Annotated in this window: 17 protein-coding genes; 12 read left to right on the top strand and 5 right to left on the bottom strand. The window is 34.4% G+C overall.

Annotated elements, in window-relative coordinates:
- Window positions 1–158: 158 nt before the first annotated feature.
- Together EAG08_RS16200 and EAG08_RS16195 are read right to left on the bottom strand one after the other, a co-directional pair.
- A complete protein-coding gene (locus EAG08_RS16200) occupies window positions 159–905 on the bottom strand; it encodes a glycerophosphodiester phosphodiesterase family protein (RefSeq protein WP_129536340.1) in 747 nt (248 codons plus the stop codon).
- Window positions 906–1,025: 120 nt separating this feature from the next.
- Complete coding sequence (locus tag EAG08_RS16195; protein WP_129536339.1) at window positions 1,026–4,106, bottom strand: TonB-dependent receptor; 3,081 nt, start codon at window positions 4,104–4,106, stop codon at window positions 1,026–1,028.
- A 245-nt stretch (window positions 4,107–4,351) separates the two neighbouring features.
- Here EAG08_RS16195 and ligA point away from each other — a divergent pair, with 245 nt between their 5' ends.
- Window positions 4,352–6,352 (top strand): NAD-dependent DNA ligase LigA, encoded by a 2,001-nt coding sequence (ligA, locus tag EAG08_RS16190; protein ID WP_129536338.1) that lies wholly within the window; start codon window positions 4,352–4,354, stop codon window positions 6,350–6,352.
- Window positions 6,353–6,541: 189 nt separating this feature from the next.
- On the opposite strand, the gene EAG08_RS16185 is transcribed toward ligA, so the two are convergent.
- Entirely contained in the window at window positions 6,542–7,192 is a 651-nt protein-coding gene (locus tag EAG08_RS16185; protein ID WP_129536337.1) for a DUF1349 domain-containing protein, read from the bottom strand.
- A 98-nt stretch (window positions 7,193–7,290) separates the two neighbouring features.
- Window positions 7,291–7,851: a sugar O-acetyltransferase gene (locus tag EAG08_RS16180; protein WP_129536336.1), complete on the bottom strand. Its 561-nt coding sequence runs from the start codon at window positions 7,849–7,851 to the stop codon at window positions 7,291–7,293.
- 178 nt (window positions 7,852–8,029) lie between these two features.
- On the opposite strand from EAG08_RS16180, the gene EAG08_RS16175 reads away from it, so the two are divergent.
- The 6 genes from EAG08_RS16175 to EAG08_RS16150 all read left to right on the top strand — a co-directional run bounded on the left by EAG08_RS16175 (window position 8,030) and on the right by EAG08_RS16150 (window position 13,231).
- Entirely contained in the window at window positions 8,030–8,437 is a 408-nt protein-coding gene (locus EAG08_RS16175) for a hypothetical protein (protein ID WP_129536335.1), read from the top strand.
- Window positions 8,398–8,601 carry a hypothetical protein gene (locus tag EAG08_RS16170; RefSeq protein ID WP_129536334.1) on the top strand — a complete coding sequence of 68 codons (204 nt, stop codon included), beginning with the start codon at window positions 8,398–8,400 and terminating at the stop codon, window positions 8,599–8,601. The genes EAG08_RS16175 and EAG08_RS16170 overlap by 40 nt, the downstream gene beginning before the upstream one ends.
- Before the next feature lie 69 nt (window positions 8,602–8,670).
- On the top strand, window positions 8,671–9,432 hold the full coding sequence (locus EAG08_RS16165; protein ID WP_129536333.1) for a response regulator transcription factor: 762 nt from the start codon (window positions 8,671–8,673) through the stop codon (window positions 9,430–9,432).
- Window positions 9,433–9,535: 103 nt separating this feature from the next.
- Entirely contained in the window at window positions 9,536–10,180 is a 645-nt protein-coding gene (locus tag EAG08_RS16160) for an MgtC/SapB family protein (RefSeq protein ID WP_129536332.1), read from the top strand.
- A gap of 124 nt (window positions 10,181–10,304) precedes the next feature.
- Window positions 10,305–10,886: a Crp/Fnr family transcriptional regulator gene (locus tag EAG08_RS16155; RefSeq protein ID WP_129536331.1), complete on the top strand. Its 582-nt coding sequence runs from the start codon at window positions 10,305–10,307 to the stop codon at window positions 10,884–10,886.
- A gap of 203 nt (window positions 10,887–11,089) precedes the next feature.
- A complete protein-coding gene (locus EAG08_RS16150) occupies window positions 11,090–13,231 on the top strand; it encodes a S46 family peptidase (RefSeq protein ID WP_129536330.1) in 2,142 nt (713 codons plus the stop codon).
- A 153-nt stretch (window positions 13,232–13,384) separates the two neighbouring features.
- Here the strand turns inward: EAG08_RS16150 and EAG08_RS16145 are convergent, their stop codons facing one another.
- Window positions 13,385–16,264 (bottom strand): M16 family metallopeptidase, encoded by a 2,880-nt coding sequence (locus EAG08_RS16145; RefSeq protein WP_410493268.1) that lies wholly within the window; start codon window positions 16,262–16,264, stop codon window positions 13,385–13,387.
- A gap of 201 nt (window positions 16,265–16,465) precedes the next feature.
- Between EAG08_RS16145 and EAG08_RS16140 the strand changes: the two genes are divergently transcribed.
- From EAG08_RS16140 to EAG08_RS16120, 5 genes are all read left to right on the top strand, one after another.
- Entirely contained in the window at window positions 16,466–17,296 is an 831-nt protein-coding gene (locus tag EAG08_RS16140) for a GLPGLI family protein (RefSeq protein WP_129536329.1), read from the top strand.
- Window positions 17,293–17,850 carry a YdeI/OmpD-associated family protein gene (locus EAG08_RS16135; RefSeq protein ID WP_129536328.1) on the top strand — a complete coding sequence of 186 codons (558 nt, stop codon included), beginning with the start codon at window positions 17,293–17,295 and terminating at the stop codon, window positions 17,848–17,850. The genes EAG08_RS16140 and EAG08_RS16135 overlap by 4 nt, the downstream gene beginning before the upstream one ends.
- 35 nt (window positions 17,851–17,885) lie before the next feature.
- Window positions 17,886–18,815: a hypothetical protein gene (locus EAG08_RS16130; protein WP_129536327.1), complete on the top strand. Its 930-nt coding sequence runs from the start codon at window positions 17,886–17,888 to the stop codon at window positions 18,813–18,815.
- 95 nt (window positions 18,816–18,910) lie between these two features.
- Window positions 18,911–19,621, top strand: a complete 711-nt coding sequence (locus EAG08_RS16125) for a hypothetical protein (RefSeq protein ID WP_228446601.1) — start codon at window positions 18,911–18,913, stop codon at window positions 19,619–19,621.
- Between the two features lie 25 nt (window positions 19,622–19,646).
- On the top strand, window positions 19,647–20,210 hold the full coding sequence (locus tag EAG08_RS16120) for a DUF4256 domain-containing protein (protein WP_129536325.1): 564 nt from the start codon (window positions 19,647–19,649) through the stop codon (window positions 20,208–20,210).
- The last annotated feature ends 24 nt before the right edge of the window (window positions 20,211–20,234 follow it).

Raw genomic sequence — 20,234 nt, 5'->3', positions numbered from 1 at the left:
ATACAAAAAATGAATTATTTTCGCATACCTTTATTGTCTTTTCTTGAGAAAATAATTTTTCACACTATATATCTTCAAATCAGAGTATTGTACAATAAAAAACCTGTCTCTTTTGAGACAGGTTGAATAATATATAAATCTAAGTAAAAAATGACAGCTTATTTATTCTTCAGCTGATCTGGAATATTGGTTGTAATAAAACCGATTCCCTGCTTTTTTAATTCGTCATAAACAACAACATCGTTTACCGTCCAGGCATTTGTGATCAATCCTAAAGCTTTAGCATCAGCAATCCATGTCGGATTTTTCTGGAAAATGCTGTAGTGATAATCAATTCCGTCTAAACCTTCGTCTTTGATTTGCTGCGGAGACAATTCGCCTTTCAAATACTGAACTTTGAATGTTGGCTCTAATTTTTTAATCTCTTTGCAGATATTTAAACTAAAAGAAATGAACTCACTTTGAGATTCAAGTTTTAACTCTTTTACCAACTTGATGGTTTTTGCCGTTAATTCATCTTCTTTTTCTTTTGTTTTGTCTGGCTTAATTTCAACAATCAGCTTTAAAGATTTATCTTTTTTTCCAGCCTTTAAGTAATCTTTTAACAGAGGAAAATTCTCACCATTTGATAATTTCAGTTTTTTCAATTCTTTGAAATCTGTTTCTGAAATTTCCATTTTATCGTGATGCTCGTCGTGGTTTACAACCAAAACACCGTCTTTGGTCATTCTCACGTCAAATTCGGCTCCGTAAATCTTTAAATCCTGTGCATTTTCTAATGCTTTAATTGAATTTTCTGTTGTAGGAGGATTGGTCTGCCAATATCCTCTGTGTGCGATAATCTGGGTTTGTGCGCTCATCATTGCTGTACTTAAAACTGCTAACCCTAAGATAAAATTTTTCATGATATAATGTATTAAATTAAAAGCTCTTTGACTATCTTTCTCTTAAAGACTTTTTAGATTTTCTTAATTACAGATCATCTCCGAGCTTTTAAATATATTGATATTTAATAATATTTTTGATTAAAAAGTATATTTTGCACCTAACTGAATCTGGTACGGATTACCTGATAAAGGCTCTAAACCACTTGTGTTTTTAGCATATTGAAATTGCTTTGTAACAGGATCAAACCCTGTAATTCTGTACAATGCTGTATTTCCGTAAGATTTATTTACGCCCCATTCTTTATTGAGCATATTGGCCACGTTGAAAATATCGACAGAAAGTTCAAAACCTCCTATTTTTTCAAATTTGATTTTTTTAGCAATACGTACATCCCAAATTCCAAAGAATCCATTTTTACCGCCATTTCTTTCTGCAACCTGATTGTTGTAATCTGTAATATAGTTTTTCAATGCTTTGCCTACTTCAGGATCATCAACTAAAGCTTGTGTAATCGATGGGAAAATATATGCCAAATCGTTGGTATCTACAAAATCTCCATTGATGTTTCCTCCTGAAGTTACCGAGAAACGTGTTCCTCCAATCCCTGAATATCTCAATCCCAAGGTAAATCCTGCGATTGTAGGTGAATTACCATACAATACTACTTTATTTCTGAATTGGTTATCAGAATAAGACATTCTTAAATCTCTGGGATCACTTTGGACTAAAGTTGAAAGCGTTGCAGAGTTGGCTACGTTTCCGTTGTAAGATGTGTTGTCTCTGATGTCAGACCACGTGTAACTTGCGGTAATTTCTCCATCTTTCCAATAACGGTAGCTTGTGTCAACTACAAATGAGAACTGGTTTACTTTTCCGTCACTTACCAATTCTAAAACTCTTCCAAAATTTTGATTGATTCTTCCGTTTTTCCAATTCATTGTTCCGTTTGCATTAATTGATGCCATTGGAACATAAACTCCTCTTCCACCTTCATTATTTAAAGTAAAGAAAGGATTTGCAGCCATATTTCTGTCATAATAGAAGTAGTTATTTCTTCCTAAAGCCATATATCCTGCAACACCTGCTCTGAATCTTTCGTTAAAGAAGTGTGTATAAGAGATGTTTGCTTTGTAAACAATAGGAACTTTCGCATCTTCACCGGTATAATTAATGGTTGGAAGCTGGTATTGAGATAGCGTAGGAACTGTACTGTAATCATTTCTATAGCTGTTAAAATCTGGCGTAAGACCAATAGCAGAAGGATCTACATCTACTGTTGCCAAATGATTTCCGTCAAAAACCAAATTATTAATCACCATATAATTGTTGATATCCGAAGAGAATACACCTGCTCCAAATTTCAGGAAATCTTTATTCCCTTCATTAATATTCCAATCAAACTGGAATCTTGGCTGAATAATAAAAGACTTGATATTATTATCTGTTCGGATTCCCATTTCATCAAATAATCTTTGATTAAACTGAGCTTTTGGATAGCCGCCATAATCAAATCTTATCCCCGCCATTAAATCCAGACCTGTAGCAATTTTGGTCTGCATCTGTCCGTAAACACCAACATTCCAGATTGATGATTTTACTGAAGGATCTTCTACTAAGGGTACCTCTCTGTAATATCTATACGATTTGAGATTATTAAAATTATCTATTCCCAAAAACTGAAATCTTCCGTTGACCTCGCTTCCGTACACTGATTTAGATTTAGTATACATTAAATCTGCACCGAAAGTATATTTAATCTTGTCTGTGTTGTAGTATAAATTGTCTACAATCTGAAAAACATTATTTTTAAAACCCTCCTGTGCAAAACGATGGCCACCCATCTGAATGTTGGTCGTCAGATTGGTTCCGTCAATAGAAGAAGCTACACGCTCTACAATTGCTCTGGGAACCGTTCTTCCCAATTCATCATTTTGGTAGCTATTTTGGAAAGTGTATAAATGTTGTACTTTTAATTCGTTTGTTAAGTTAGGCTTTAGATTTGACCTTAGTGTCAGTAACAAGCTGTTGTCAAGGTTTTTATCATTGGCGTACGACTCAAAGAAATTAATTGCCGTATTATCCTGCAGTCCGTTTTTATTAAAATCATAAGTGAAATTATTTCTAAGGGTCAGCAAGTTTTTTTCATTGATTTGCCAATCTAAACGCAAAAATCCAGCATCAGAGTTTCTTACTCTGTCAAAAGCCCCAAACTGTGGTGTATTTCCGACACCATATTTTGCTCTTCCGATATCTAAAACCTTATTTAAAGATTCGTTGGTTACTCCAAGCCTCAGTGCATCTGCATTGCTCTGCACATCTGCAATCAGTAATGGTTTCGATTCTATCTGATGATCCCAGGCAGCAAAAAAGTGCAGTTTATTTTTGATGATCGGACCACCCAAAGAGACCCCAAACTGAGATGTTGAGAAATCATTCACTCGTTCATTTCCTCTGATATCGTATTTACTCGATAGCCATCCTGTTCTTAAATATTCCCAGGCGCTTCCCGTAAATGTATTTGTCCCAGATTTTGTAACTGCGCTTACAGTTCCACCACCACTTCTTCCTAATGTGACATCATATTGGTTAGTCGTAATTTTAAACTCACGAACAGCTTCAATTGAAATTGAATAGGGAGCATTACTTCGGCTAGTAGTAGAACCCGCAGAAGTCGGGTTTTTCGCCGTCATCCCGTCTATTGTAAAGTTGGTTGAAGATCCTAACTGACCCGATAAGTTTCCACCTTTACCACTCAGAGGAGATAATTCGGTAAGATTATTGAAATTTCTTCCGTTCACAGGTAAGATTCCAATGTTTTTCGCAGTGATAGCCGTGGCAGCACCTAAGTTTCCAATTTTGTTTTTTAAATTCCCAACGATAACAACTTCTTCAATTGCTTTTTCACCGGAATTCCCTAAACTCATGTTAACCGTCACCTGATCACCGAAGTTGACATTGTAACCTTCCCTTTTTTCGTCATTGACTATTACGGTATAAGGCCCGCCCAAAGGAATTTCTTTAAAAATATATTCTCCTTTTGAGTTGGTCTCCGTTTCAGTTTTGAAACCCGTCGATTCATTGATAATGGTCACCTTCACTTTTTCCTGCACGCCGGTAGTGGTGATTTTCCCTACAATTGAGGCTTGCGTGGTTTGAGCATAAGCGATTGTTCCAAATCCTAAAAACAATAATCCTATAACGATTTTTACTTTTTTCATTTATTTCAAATTAACTGATTGCAAAGGTATATTGACTTTGCAAGCTCTCTGTTTACAGCACTTTTAACATTTTTTTAATTAAATTGAAACCAAATATTAACGTATCATAAACGAAGAATTTTATTGATTGAAATATCAGCTACTTACATGGTGTTAAGTGATTTTAATGATACCACATCATTTAATTATCTTATTTTTTTAAATTGAAATTACTTTGGTTATTTTTGCTCTAAATAATTTTCCCGATGTCCGAAAACATTCAACAAAAGATAGAACAGCTCCGTAAAGAACTCAATCAGCATAATGAAAACTATTATCTGACGGATGAGCCCAGCATTTCTGATCTTGAATTTGATTTACTATTAAAAGAGCTTCAGGATTTGGAAGTCAAACACCCGGAATTTCACGACGACAATTCTCCAACCGTGCGTGTTGGTGGCGGTGTAACTAAGATTTTCCCGACCATTCAGCATCAGTTCAGAATGTATTCTCTGGATAATTCTTACGATTTTGATGACCTGGCAGATTGGGAAAAACGAATCATTAAAACCATCGATGAACCTGTAGAATTTGTTGCAGAATTAAAATATGACGGTGCCTCGATTTCTATTTTATATGAAAACGGAAAATTAGTTCAGGCTGTCACTCGTGGCGACGGTTTTCAGGGCGATGAAATTACATCCAACGTAAAAACTATTTCAGATATTCCGGTAAAACTGACGGGAGATTTTCCTGAACGTTTTTTTATGCGTGGTGAAATTTATCTGACAAGAAAAAATTTTGATAAAATCAATAAACAGCGTGAGGAAGAAGGTCTTGATTTGTTTATGAATCCTAGAAATACGGCAAGCGGAAGTTTGAAGATGCAGGACAGCGGTGAAGTGAGAAAACGAAGATTATCTTCAGTTTTATATCAGTTTGTTGCTCAGGAAACTTCAGCAGAAAGCCATTGGGAATTGCTACACAAAACACACGATTGGGGCTTTACCATTTCTGAACAGGTTAAACTCTGCAAAAATTTAGAAGAAATAAAAGAATTTATCAACTTTTGGGATACGGAAAGACATAATCTCCCTTTCGAAATTGATGGAATTGTCTTAAAGGTAAATTCATTAAAACAACAAAGACAACTTGGTTATACGGCAAAGTCTCCCCGTTGGGCAATGGCATATAAATTTAAAGCCGAAAAAGTAGAAACCGAATTGCAAAGTGTTTCTTATCAGGTTGGGAGAACGGGAGCAATTACACCTGTTGCCAATTTAAAACCGGTTTTATTAGCCGGAACAACAGTAAAGCGTGCTTCACTTCACAATGAAGACATTATTAAAAAACTCGGTTTGCACGAGCACGATTATGTTTATGTAGAAAAAGGCGGGGAAATTATTCCTAAAATTGTCGGTATTAATACAGAAAAAAGAACTTCCGAAAGCAAAGAAGTTGAATACATCAAAAACTGTCCGGAATGCGGAACTGAATTGATAAAACTGGAAGATCAGGCGATTCATTTTTGCCCGAACGATTTGCATTGTCCGCCTCAGGTTATCGGTAGAATGATTCATTATGTTTCGAGAAAAGCTTTGAATATTGATAATTTGGGAAGTGAAACCATCGAACAGCTTTATAAAGAAAGACTGATTGAAAACCCTGCAGACTTTTATACGTTGACAAAAGAACAGATTCTTCCTTTAGAAAGAATGGCTGAAAAATCGGCTCAGAATATTATTGACGGAATCGAAAAATCGAAAGAAATTCCGTTTGAGAAAGTCTTATTCGGAATTGGCATCAAACACGTTGGAGAAACGGTTGCCAAGAAATTGGTTAAGAATTTCAACACGATTGACGATTTGAAAAAAGCAACCGCAGAAGAATTGTGTCAGGTAGAAGATATCGGGATGAAAATCGCTGTGAGCATCGTTGATTTCTTTAATAATCCTGAAAATATTCTGATGCTAGAAAGGCTGAAATCTTACGGCATTCAATTAGAGAAAGGTGAAAACACCAACGAAGTTTTATCAAACACTTTAGACGGAAAAACATTTTTGTTTACAGGAAAACTATCACTTTTCACCAGAGAATCTGCTGAAGAAATGGTAGAAAAACACGGTGGAAAAAATATTTCTGCAGTTTCTAAAAATCTAAATTATCTGGTCGTTGGCGAAAAAGCCGGAAGCAAGTTGAAGAAAGCGCAGGATATTGGGACGATCACGATTCTTGACGAGCAAGAGTTTTTAGATTTAATTGGTTAAAAAGATTGAGATTAAGACTAAAGTTGAGGTTATTCCCTAAGCTTTGTAAATAGTATAAAATATTAGCCCTGATCATAACGGCATCCTTTTGTGAAACGAAGTGGAGCAAAAGATACAGTGGAGAGCAGGTTCTCGGCTCCTGAAAAATAAAAACTCTCAGAATATAATAATCTGAGAGTTTTTTTATATCTATTGATTCTTGTTCAGCCATTCCAGACGGCGCTGGTCGGGAAGATGTTTGACAGAGAAGTTTTCGAAAGTTGCTTTGAAGCCTTTTCCATCAGGACTTGCTGCCATAAATCCTACTTGAACGGGAGTATTGTCTTGCAAATATGCATTACGCATCATCACATATTCTTTATCGTCGAATGAGTAGAAAATCTCAACAGCATCGAGCCTTCTCACTGCTTTTATCCAGACAAATGGAGGTGTTTTTTCGAGAACGATGACACTCCAATCACTGGTTTTATGCGTAACGACAGTGCTTAGATTGAATTTTCCGTCTACAAATTCTACTCCGGCCTTGATGTAGTTTTGTTCGTCAATTCTCAACATTAATCCCATTTGGTCGAAACGGGCTTTATAATCTCCGGTGATTTTCACTTTGGTTTCAAATTCTCCGCCGTAAGTTGAGTAATAAAATGGGGCATCATCCACTGTAAAACCGTAATGTGAAATTCGCCAGTAATCACTTTGCGGCGTGACGTTCATGATGAGTTTTTTGTCTTTGATTTCCCATTGCTGAGGTTCGTTGAACCAAGTCATTTTTTCTAAAGACTGCGCTTTTAAACCTTGAAATAAATTCAATGCTATGATTGATGATAGTATTATTTTTTTCATTTCTGAATGATTTTGTTCTCGCAGATTAAGCTGATGGCGCAGATTTTTTTATCTACTAAATCTGGGCAATCTGCGAGAATTTTAAAAATTTAAATATTCTAAATTTCTCTGATTACTTTACATGGATTTCCCACAGCCAAAACATTGGAAGGAATATCTTTTGTGACCACACTTCCCGCTCCGATAACGGTATTATCGCCAATCGTAACTCCGGGAAGAATGCTGCAGCCAGCGCCAATCCAGACATTATTTCCTACTGTAATTGGGTAAGCATATTCCAAAGCCTTATTGCGTTGCTCGACATCGAAAGGATGACCAGCCGTGTAAAATCCGCAGTTGGGAGCGATAAAAACGTTATCTCCGAAAGTCACTTTTGCACAATCTAGAATGACAACATTCACGTTGGTGTAAAAATTCTCGCCAATCTCAATATTATAACCGTAGTCGCAATAAAAAGGCTGTTCGATATGGAAATTTTCTGTCGTTTTTCCGAAGAGTTTTTTAATTAATGCTTTTCTTTCCTCAATTTTTGAAGGTTGAAGGTGATTGTACTCAAAACAGAGATCTTTGCAAAGATTTCTTTCTTGTATCAAAAGTTCATCGGTGGCATCATAAATTTCTCCGCCCAGCATTTTTTCTTTTTCGTTCAGATTATTCATTGTATTTTTACGTTGATAATAGGCAAATTTATGGTGTTTTGAAGGTTTAGTCAATACTGATTTATAACCAATTTATGATGAGAAATATTACTTTAATAATTACCATATTTTTTTGATTAGTTGTAATGACAAGTCTTTAAGCGAAATCAAAAAAGAAAATGACTATTATAAATTTAAAATGCAGATTTCTCCAAATGGCAAATATGAAATTTATAGTTTTTGTCAATCTGGAACTTTTGCTTTCAACAATGATATCTGCGGAACTATTGTTCTTGAAAAAGGAAAACCTTTCTCTGAGAACAAAGGATATAAAATAAATGGGGATATAAAATCTTGGAAAGATGACACTCTTCTAATAAACAGATTTGATCATTCACTTGATCAACCAAAAGATACTATTACACGAATTTCATTTGAAAAATTCAAAGATTTGAATCTAAAAATCTACAATTATGGCGCTATTAATTCAGGTGGAATGAAGGAGTATAGTTTTGAATATTTTAATCTTGATGAAAGAGAAATCTGTTTAAAAATATTGGGAGAATCATGGGAGAAGATATTGGCAAAAATAAATGTTATGCATTAGGAAGTTTTGAAATAATCAACACTAAAGATAGCCTTAAGGAAATTATTGTTGAAACAATAACTAAATCGATGAACTTTACATATACAAATCCGGATGGAACTTTTACTAAGAACTTACCTGAAATAAATGTTTTAAGCTTACATTTTAAACCAATAAAAAAATAAAACCTGTAAACACAAAAAATTTAAAAGGTATTTTTAATAATATCAATTAAGCATTAAATTTTCCAAAAAATGAAACCCATCCAATCCGATCTCAACGAAAAACTTCTGCAACAAGAATTCGCTTCCACTTTCGAAAGCGAAAACCTACAGCTTAAAAAATCTAAGGAAATTGCCCAAAATTTTGTGGATTTAGAAAATGGAATTGCAGTTTTGAGTGACCTTCAAAACAATAAAAGTTATGTTTACTCAGGAAAATTGGCAGATGAATTGAATATTTTTCAAGAGCAAAATACTCAGGAAATTGAAAGTATTTGGGAAGAAGAACTTTTCGCAAAATTAAATTCTGAAGATGTTTTACAGAAGCATTTGCTTGAACTTCAGTTTTTTCAGTTCATTAAAACGATTCCTTTTGAACAGCACAAAGATTATTGTGTGGTGAGCAGATTAAGAATTGCTGATAACCAAAAGCAGAAAGCAATTTTGCACAAAATGTTCTACTTCACAAATGCCAATAATAAAAATGTAGAACTGGCACTTTGCCTCTATCATTTTGATTTTCTAAACTCTTCTCTTCATCACGGGATGATTATCAATACGGCAAATAGTTCAGTCATTCATCAGACAGAGGCAGGAAATTCATCGTTTTTATCAGTTCGTGAAAAGGAAATTTTGAAAATGATTCAGGATGGAAAAAGAAGCAAGGAAATTGCTGAATTACTTTTCATCAGCATCAATACCGTAAACCGTCACCGACAGAATGTTTTGGAGAAACTTCGTGTTGGAAATATGACTGAAGCCTGTATGATGGCGGTAAAGTTGAGATGGATTTAATTTTTATATTCAATTCAAACTAATATTGTTTCTAACAAAGATTATTATTTTAAATTTATCTAATCAATAATTATCGTAATTTTATTTTAAACAAAATCAAAAAATGGATTTTCTAAAAGATCATTCGATTCAGAACGAGCTGGTATTGATTTTTATTTCGGTGATTCTTGGGCTTTTTATCGGGGCCGAAAGAGAATACCGGAATAAATCTGCAGGTCTGCGAACCTTCATTCTCGTGTGTTTCGGGTCTTGTCTTTTCACTATTCTTTCTATAAAAATCGGAGTGAATGATCCTGATCGTCTGGCGGCAAATATTATTACAGGAATTGGTTTTTTGGGTGCGGGAGTTATTTTTAAAGGAGATAATAAAATCGACGGAATCACTACTGCAACCACCATTTGGGCAACGGCATCGATTGGAATGGCTGTGGGCTCAGGATACGTTTATCTTTCTTTGATGGGAACTGTTTTAGTGCTTTTGATTTTGAGTTCGCTTACTTATTTGCAGAATTTCATAGACAACAATCATAAAATTCGAGAATATAGAATAGTTGTGAAAAATTTTGAAGATGTTGCTTATTTTGAAAATATATTTAAAAATTATCACTTAAAATTTTTCGTTGTCAGACAAAAATTCAATCAGGAAAATATTACGACAACATGGATGTTGACAGGGAAACATACCAATCATAATCTATTTATTCAGCAACTTCGACATGACGAAAAAGTAAATGCGTATGAATTTTGAGAAATTAAAGAAGTTTTTTTACAATTTTACGGGAATCATCATCTAATTCAAAGATTTTAGATTTAAAAACACCGAAAAAAGGCTGGAAATCAGTCATAATTCACTAATTTCGCATCCATATTTTATGGAAAATTTATTGCATTTTTACGTTAACCGATTAGGAATTTCTTTGGAAGAGGCGAAGCGTCAGACAGTCAAATTTGAGAAGATCGAAATTCCTAAAAAAACAATCATATTAAACTCAGGAGAGACAGAAAATTACCTTTATTTTATTGTTGAAGGGATTGTGCGTTTTTTCATGCACAAAACCCATCCTACAGAGCCACCTAAAGAGATTACTTTTTCGTTTATTGCTAAAAATATGTTTTACAGTGCATATGATTCTTTCATTACTAGAAATCCCTGCGAATACAATGTTCAGGCATTACAAAACACTGTTGTTTACAGAATTCACCACCTGGATGTGCACGATTTGTACGAAAACACCAAAATTGGTAATTATATAGGAAGAATTTCCGCAGAACAGCTTTATTTAAAAAAAGCACAGCGGGAGATTTCATTGGTATCGCATAATGCAGAAGAAAGATATCTGAATTTGCTTAAGTCCTACCCGGAATATATCCTTCAGATTCCGTTGAAATATATTGCCTCATATCTGGGAATTACCCCGCAGGCGCTAAGCCGTATCAGAAGGTACATTTCTTAACATAGATTCATTTCATTAGACTTATTAAATACTTAATTTTGCTGCTACTTAAGAGACACAAATGATGAGACTTTATTTGTCGAATTAAGTTAGATTTTTCAATCTAGAAGATATAAATTCCCAAACCCTTCAGAATAAAAATTCGGAAGGGTTTTCTTTTTTCTAAGAAAATTAAATCCGTATTTTAGACAAAATTTTTTGTAATGATAAAACGTACTATTTTGATTGCTTCGGCGTTCTTCAGTTTTTCTTGGGTAATGGCCCAGCAATACGGCGGAATGTGGATTCCCACTGAGTTGAATGAAAAGGAGATGAAAGATTTGGGAATGAAAATCTCTGCCAAAGATATCTTCAACACTCAAAAACCAAGTATAAAAGACGCCGTGGTACAATTTAACGGAGGTTGTACGGCTGAAATTATTTCGCCAAAAGGTTTACTTCTTACCAATCACCACTGTGGATACGGACAAATTCAGGCACATTCAACGGTTGACAATGACCTTTTGTCTAACGGATTTTGGGCTAAAAATATGGGAACTGAATTACCTAATCCCGGAGTTACCGTTGATTTTATCTTAGATATCAAAGAAGTTACGACTCAGATTTTAGAAGACACAGACAATCTTCAGGAGCCTGAACTTTCAAAAAAAATCGCCACAAATATTGAGATTTATAAAAATTCTCAAAAAACAGAACCCTATCAGTCGATTTCTGTAAAATCGATGTATTATGGAAATAAATTTTACGCTTATGTGATTGAAACCTACAAAGACGTTCGTTTGGTAGGAGCACCGCCACAAAGCATCGGTAAATTCGGAAGTGATACTGACAACTGGGTTTGGCCAAGACATACCGGAGATTTCTCCATGTTCAGAATTTATGCTGACAAAAACAATAAACCTGCTGAGTATTCTAAAGATAACGTTCCTTACGTTCCGAAACATTATTTACCTGTTTCTATAAAAGATAAAGCTGAAAATGATTTCACATTTGTATTTGGTTTCCCAGGCAGAACAACAGAATATCTTCCTGCGATTGCTGTTGAGAAAATCATGACTGAGATTGACCCTGCGAGAATTGCTGTACGTGACGTTGCTTTGAAAACTTTAGACGAAAAAATGCGTGCTGATGATGCTACACGTATTAAATATGCTTCAAAATTTGCTTCCGTTGCCAACTATTGGAAAAAATGGATCGGTGAAGTAGAAGGTTTGAAAAAATCAAATGCCGTTCAGAAAAAAGTAATGTACGAAGGTTCTCTGGTTTCTAAAAACCCGCAAATAAAAACCACCCTAGACGAGCTTAATAATTCATATAAAGATCAAGCGCCTTACGCTTTAAACAATGCATATTATACTGAAGTTATAAGAAACGCTGAAACATTAAAGCTTGCAAGCGACTACTACAGCTACATTAATTCTGTTGAAGCAGGAAGAATGGATGAGAAAGAGCTTAGCAAACTAAAGAGCAAATTAACTTCATTCTACAAAGACTACAGCGCAGAACTGGATGCAAAAGTTACCGCAAAACTTTTGGCTTTATATGCCAACAAAACTGCATCACAATTTTTACCGGCTGGTTTTGACAAGTATAAAAATGAAACTCAAAATATCACCAATATTGAAGAAATATCAAAAAACTCCATCATTACAGGAAGAGCTGCAGTCAACGGAGCTTCTTTGAATGTTGATATTGATAAAGCTTTTTCTAATCCGGATAAATTGATTAAAACTTTAAAGAAAGATCCTATTTATCAACTTTTCTTAAGCATCAGAGATACTTATATGAAAACTGCTGACCCACAATTCACTTCTTTGCAGGCAAAAATTGATGGATTGCAGAAGAAATATATGGCACAGCAAATGTCGACAGATAAAGACAGAAAATTCTTCCCGGATGCCAACTCTACCCTTCGTGTAACGTATGGAAAAGTAAAAGGATCGACACCGAAAGATGCCGTAACTTACGATTACCAGACGCATTTGGCAGGTGTCATGGAAAAATATGTTCCCGGAGATTACGAATTTGATGTTCCGAAAAAACTGATTGATCTATACGACAAAAAAGATTTTGGAAACTACAAAGATAAAACAGGAGATGTTCCTGTAGGATTTACGGCAACCAACCATACAACAGGTGGGAACTCTGGAAGTCCGGCATTAGATGCGCAGGGAAATCTTGTAGGACTGAACTTCGACAGACAATGGGAAGGTACAATGAGCGACATCAACTACGACCCACGTTTCAGCAGAAACATCATGGTTGACACAAAATACATTCTTTTCATCGTTGATAAATTTGCCGATTCTAAATGGCTGATTGACGAGATGAAAATTGTGAAGTAAAGTTCAATTTTATATATAAAATGGGCGGGCGAAATCTAAGATTTCGCCTGCCCATTTTTTTTAAAGCCAAAGTTTAAAAACTAATGATTTAAAATATTCTTTTGACTCAATTTTAAATTAATCTGATTAATTTTTAAAATCTGCGAGAAAAAATTAATACCCAAAAATCTCTTCCAAATTAACTTCGTTAAAACTTCCCATTTGTTCCACAGCTTCCAAATTCAGGTTTTCTTTTTTCCCTATAATGGCTGTATTAAACTGTACAGGCTTGATAGCGGTCTGATAAAACTGCTTAATTTCGTCAAAATTCAAGCTTTCAATCTGACTGTAAATATCTTTTCTGAAATCGTGAGTAATCCCTAGTTTCTGTAGTTTTAATGTATTGAAAAATATATTGGTTCTTGTAATTCTTGTTGAGGCGATCTGCTTCAATGCGGCATTTTTTGCATTTTCAAACTGAGTGGTTACTTCCGGAAGTTCATCCATCAGTTCGGTCATTGTATCGACGGCAATCTGCAGTTTGTCTGGCTGTGTTCCGACATACGTTGTAATGTAATCGGAATGACCAATTTCTGCATTCGGAGAATAGGAAACATACGCTGAATACGCCAAACTCTTACTCTCACGAATCTCTTGAAAAACGATTGATGACAAACCACGCCCAAAATATTCATTAAAAACATTGATTTTACCAAAATTTTCCGTGTTCACATGATGTCCCTTCCCTATTTTACTCATCTCCATCTGCACCATATCGTAATTGGTGAAATAGACATTTCCTACCGTTTCCGGCTCAGGATACTTCTTTGGATCAGGGATGCTTCGGCTCTGGATTTCAATAAAACCTTCTATTTCCTGCTTAAATTTCTCAAAATCCTTCCCATAAAAAAAGATTTGATACTGGAATTTAAATAAACTTTTAATACGCTCTGTAAAATCCTCTACTCTTGTATTTTCAAGTTCATCTTTCGAAAGAAAATCTAAAAATCTTGAACCTTTACCCAGCTTTGTGTAGTTCGTCAAAGCCGTCATGATGCGGTTTTTATCTTTCTTTCCTGCTTCACGGTTTTCCAGAATCGTTTCTACAAACTGATTATAAATTTCCTGATCAGGCTGTACATTTTTCATCCAGTGTTGAAGCAATTCAATTCCTTCCTTCATGTTTTCCTCTAATCCGCTGAGCGAAATATGAAGCTGGTCTGAAGTGGTTTTAAAATCATTGGTGATTCCTATTTTAAAGAATTCTTTTTTCAAATCTTCGGGCGAGAATTTTTCTGTTCCAAGATATTGTAAAATTTGGGTAGAAATTCCCAGTTCACGGTCATTATCACTTCCAAATGGGAAAATAAAATGTACCTGAGCAATTTCGTTGTATTTATTTTTAACGAAACTTATTTTTTTATCTTTAACAACATCCGTCGTTATTTCTTTCTGATAATCAATAAATTCAGGCTGAATATCTTCAGTTTTTTCATTAATGATTTTCTTTAAAAATTCAGATTGAGCGTCACGGTTGATTTTAATGGCAGTAATTCCGGGATTGTCAACTCTCAACAGTTTGTCATTTACTCCTTTCTCTTTGTTCACGACCACATAATTATCTTTAAAGAAATCATTCGCAAAAGAAATCACTTCTCCTCTGGAGATTTCAGCATATTCATCCATCTCATTCAACTCCTGTTCCCAGGTTCTGCCTTTAATGTAGGTGTCGTAAAGATTATTGGCTAAACCTCCGGCAGTTTCGAGAGCTTTCATTCTCTGAAGTTTAAAATCGTTGATGATAGCAGGAAGCATCCAATCTGGGAAGTCTCCTTTTTTCACCAGCTCGATCTGCTCGAGAACCATTTCCCTTGCTTCCAGTAAGGTCTGATTTTCTTTCGGAACGGCAACTATCGAAAAGAAACCGTAATTTTTCAAACCTAAAGAATACGCCTGTGCCCAAAGCATTTTTTGAGTCTGATTGATATGTAAATCCAGCAAACCGGCTTCTCCTCTATTGCTCAGAATGTTAGCAACAACATCAGCCAGCATTGCTTCTTTTGAACCATAGCTATCGGTTCTCCACGCCAACTGTACTCTTGGCGTTGTCGGACTGTAGACTGTTCTTTCAACAATTTCAGTTATTAGTTGTTCAGTAATAGCTTCTTTTTTTGGCAATTCTTTATAAGGAATTGAGCCAAAATATTTATCGACAAGCTTCACGGTTTCCTCAAAATCTAAATCACCCACTAAAACCATTGCATAATTATTGGGAACATAATATTCATCAAAATATTTATGAATTGCCTTCATGGAGGGATTTTTCAGATGTTCAGGTTTCCCTAAAGTCGTTTGCTGACCGTTCGGATGTGTTGGGAAAAGAGCTTCCATCAAAGAATCATTCACCAAACGAGAATCGTTATCCTGCGCTCGGTTGAATTCTTCATAAACAGATTCTAACTCAGTATGAAAAAGTCTGAGGACCAATTCTGAAAATCGTTCTTTTTCAACTTTCAACCATTTTTCAAGTTCATTATTGGGAATATTGTTTTTGTAGACTGTTTCATCAAACCATGTGTGGGCATTCGTTCCGCTCGCTCCGAGAGATGAAATGATTTTATCATATTCATTGGCGATTGCAAACTGACTTGCTTCCTGAGAAACTTCGTCTATTTTTTTATAAATCTCTTTCTTCTTTTCAGGATTTTGCTCGGCTTTATGTTGTTCGTATAAATCTGAAATCTGATCGAGCAAAACTTTTTCTTTCTCCCAGTTTTGCGTTCCGATTTTTGATGTTCCTTTGAACATCATATGTTCTAGATAATGCGCCAAACCTGTATTATCAGAAGGATCATTATTACTCCCTGTTCTCACAGGAATGTAGGTCTGAATCCTTGGGGCATCAAAATTTTGAGCCAAAAAAACTTTCAATCCGTTTTTTAGGGTGTAAATTCTGACTTTATTTTCGTCGTGGTTGACGGTGATGTATTCGTAATTATTGTTGTCGGTATGAATCGTTTCCTTATATCTTCTGTCAATCATATCTAAATTCATTTTCACTCTTTTTTAAAATCAGAATGCCTTACAAATGTAAGGATTCAAAAAATAAGAGTGATCACAATTGTTTATATTAAATCTATGGTGATAATTTAATTTAAATGTTGCTTTTTAAGTTCAACGTTTCTTTTTGATTTACTAAATTTTAAATCATTTTAAGGGGATTTTATTATCTTAGTTGCTTATTAATTCAAATAAATGAAACTCACCTATTTCCTGCTATTTTTAATGATTGGTTTTACCAACGCACAAACTCACCGTTTCTTTTATGAACTAAAATTCAAACAAGACTCCACGCAAGCCGAACAGCTTAAAAGTTTTATGGTTTTAGACATAAATCCTGATGGCAGCAAATATTATGACAATGTTTTTCTAGAAAAAGATTCAATCAACAAAGCAAACAATGATAAAAATACAAATTGGACAAAACATATTCCTGTAACAAGAAAGAAAAACTCTAATGAAAATCTCAACTTCAGTGCAATTGATTTTCAAATCTACAGCTATATTACCGAAGATTTAATTAAATGGAATTTATCTAACGAAACTAAACAACTTGCGGGATTTTCCGTACAAAAAGCAACAACCAATTTTGGCGGCAGAAAATGGACAGCATGGTTTACCAAAGAAATTCCTTTTTCAGAAGGCCCTTATAAATTTAAAGGATTACCTGGTTTAATTGTTTCAATCGAAGACAGTCAGAAACAATACAGCTTCAATTTGATTAAAAGCAAAAAATTAGCTGAAACTTACGATACATCAAATTTTTTGGAAGTAAGATACGGACGAAAACCAATTCTTATAACAGAAAAAATATTTCTTAAAAAAGCAATGGAGTTCTACAATGATCCTATGCATGAGGACAGAGAAAATTTGCGAAACGGCTCTTCAGAAAGTATCGATATTGATGGTAAAAGATATACAAAAGCCAGCGAACTTGTACCGTTGATCAAAGATGAGCAAAATTATATCAGAAAATACAACAATCCGATTGAAAGAAATAAAGCAATAAAATATCCTGTGAAATGACAGCAAGCTTTTTCCCCTCCCAACAAGACTTCCGCAAATGGCTGGAAGAAAATCACAAGACAAAAACAGAGCTATTAGTGGGTTTTTATAAAGTCGGAACGAAAAAACTTTCTATGACATGGTCTGAGTCTGTAGATCAGGCTTTATGCTTTGGCTGGATTGATGGTGTGAGGAAATCAATTGATGAAGAAAGCTACAGCATTCGGTTTACCCCAAGAAAACCGACGAGCATCTGGAGTACCATCAATATTAAAAAAATGGAAGAATTGACCAAAGCAGGTCTTATGAAACCAGCAGGCGTTGATGCATTTAAGCTTAGAAAAGAAAATAAATCCGGGATCTATTCTCACGAAAATGAAAATGTGAAATTTTCTAAAGAATATGAAAACCTATTTAAAACCAATCAAAAAGCCTGGGAATTTTTCGAAAAGCAAGCACCATCTTATAAAAAGGTCATGACGCATTGGATTATGAGTGCTAAACAACAAAAAACACAACTTTCACGTTTAGAAAAAACAATTTTGGAGAGTGAAATGGGAAAAAGAGTTTCTTAGCTGAACAAATTAAACATAAAACACAAATTAAAATAATGAAAAATCAAATAGCCATGGTGCTTCTACTGATTTTAGGAGTTATCACTTTAAATGGCCAAGGTATTAAAGCTTACAATGACATCGTAAATCAATCAGAGAACGCAATTATTACAAAAGATTTTGAAAAAGCTTTGCTTTCTTATAATGAGCTAAAAAAACAAGATTACCTCTACAGTCGTGATATTTACAATGCCCTAATCTGCGCAAATAAAACTAAAAACTGGCAGGAAGTCAATGATTGGGCAAGACGATTCATGATGAAAGGTGCCGAGAAACGTTTCTTTGAACAATCTCAGTTTAAAGAATACAGATTAACCCCATTTTGGAAAGAATTAACTCAGCAAAAAATCAAAAATTCGATTAATGCTGAACTTGTAAAAAGTTTAGATTCTCTCCATTCTACTGATCAGGAAAGATTTGTAAAATTAAAAAGCGATCCCAATACAAAAGTTTATGATTTGACTGAAGAAATAGACAAAAAACTTTTTGCTTTAGAAAAAAAGTACGGTAAAATAAACGAAGAGTCTACAGGTATTAATATTGAAAATGACACCATCTATCGTTTCTTATCAAAGCACATGGTTTTATACAGACATAGCTATCAATCTCACAAATCTAACAGTTATTTTAATGAAAAATTGAAGAAGAATGAGTTAGATACAATTCTATATTACGTTAGTATTGTTCATAGTTTAGATCCTATAGTTGAATATCAGAATAAATTGTATTACGTAAAACAAGACGTTCCTTCAAGTGATCTTCGGGAGAATTTTTTAAACTTACAGAAAATAACAAGAGTAGCTTATAAAAACAAAGACTTTGCAGATTTTTCGCTCTACTTCCCAATTTCTAGGATTGCAAATTTTGCAGATCAAAAAAGTGAGGAAAATTTTAAAGCTTTATTAAATGATTTATACACCCTATAGCATTATTTGGAAGTTTGAAAATACACATTGAGTGATAAAATTTTCATAATTTTCATTTCATTAAATTTATTATTTTTATGTTCCAAACCAAAAATATGAAAGAAGTTTTTGCGATATTTATCCTTGCTCTTTGTTGTTCTTGCACTCAACCTGAGTCAAAGAATCAGCCGCAGGAAAAAACCAAAACAGATAAAATTCCCAAGATTGAAGCAAAAAAAAATTCAATAAAAAGAGATACGATTGAATTTATTTCTTACAATGACAACTTTGATTATACTCAACTTAACGGTAGAAAAGGAAAAGAAGAAATCGATTTTGTTAATGATAATAACAACGACCGCAGTTTTCTTCGGGGTGATCTCATCGCCATTGAATGGAAAAATGACACGATTTACATTGCAGGTGACGGAGAGACTCCGCAAATTGCACAGTGGATTGTTTCTGCTAAAAAAATCAAAGACGGAAATATTTCAAAGCTCAGAAAGGAATATCGCAAACCTATCAAATATCATTACTCAAAAGAAGATGAAATTTCAGATTCTTATTTAGACCATTTACAGAATCTCGCAGAATATTATATTGCCAATTCCAAGAATGATTTGGTTAAATTATCCCTAAAAGACAAGATCGATCTCGCCTACTCCGTTGAAAAACAGACCAGAGAAAACAAAGAATATTACGTTTTGGGAATTTATACAGAATCTGAACACAAAATCAATACCTTCCAATGGCTCTACATCGACTCTGAAACCGACAAAATCTATGAGTATGATTTGCCCAATGACAAACTGATTTATTTTCCTTAAATTTTTAAAACTAAAAAACACCATCATGGCATCAAAAAAGCAATTATCAGAAAGAGAAACCATTGAACTACTGGATATTCTGCAACAGCGTTTTGAGAAAAATACCAACCGTCATCCAAAAATGGATTGGTCAAAAATTGAAACAAAACTTAAAGCAAATCCGCAAAAAATTTGGTCGCTCAACGAAATGGAAATTTCCGGCGGCGAACCTGATGTGGTAAATTATGATAAAAAATCTGATGAATACACATTTTTTGATTGTTCACCAGAAAGCCCGAAAAACAGAAGAAGTTTTTGCTACGACCGTGAAGCATTAGATTCGAGAAAAGAAAACAAACCACAAAATGATGCATTGACTGTCGCTTCGGAAATGGGTGTAGAAATTTTGGATGAAACCCAATATCGATTTTTACAAACCTTAGGAGAATTTGACTTGAAAACTTCAAGTTGGATTAAAACCCCAAAAGATATCCGAGCTTTGGGCGGCGCATTATTTTGTGACCGACGCTACAACACTGTTTTTCTGTATCACAATGGCGCAAATTCTTATTATGCTGCAAGAGCTTTTCGTGGATTTTTGAAGGTTTAACCGAATAGAAAACACTTCGTCAGT

It is taken from the genome of Chryseobacterium sp. 3008163 (assembly GCF_003669035.1).
Lineage (GTDB): Bacteria > Bacteroidota > Bacteroidia > Flavobacteriales > Weeksellaceae > Chryseobacterium.
Note: the sequence above shows the minus strand (reverse complement) of the source record. Positions and strands in the feature narration are given on the sequence as shown.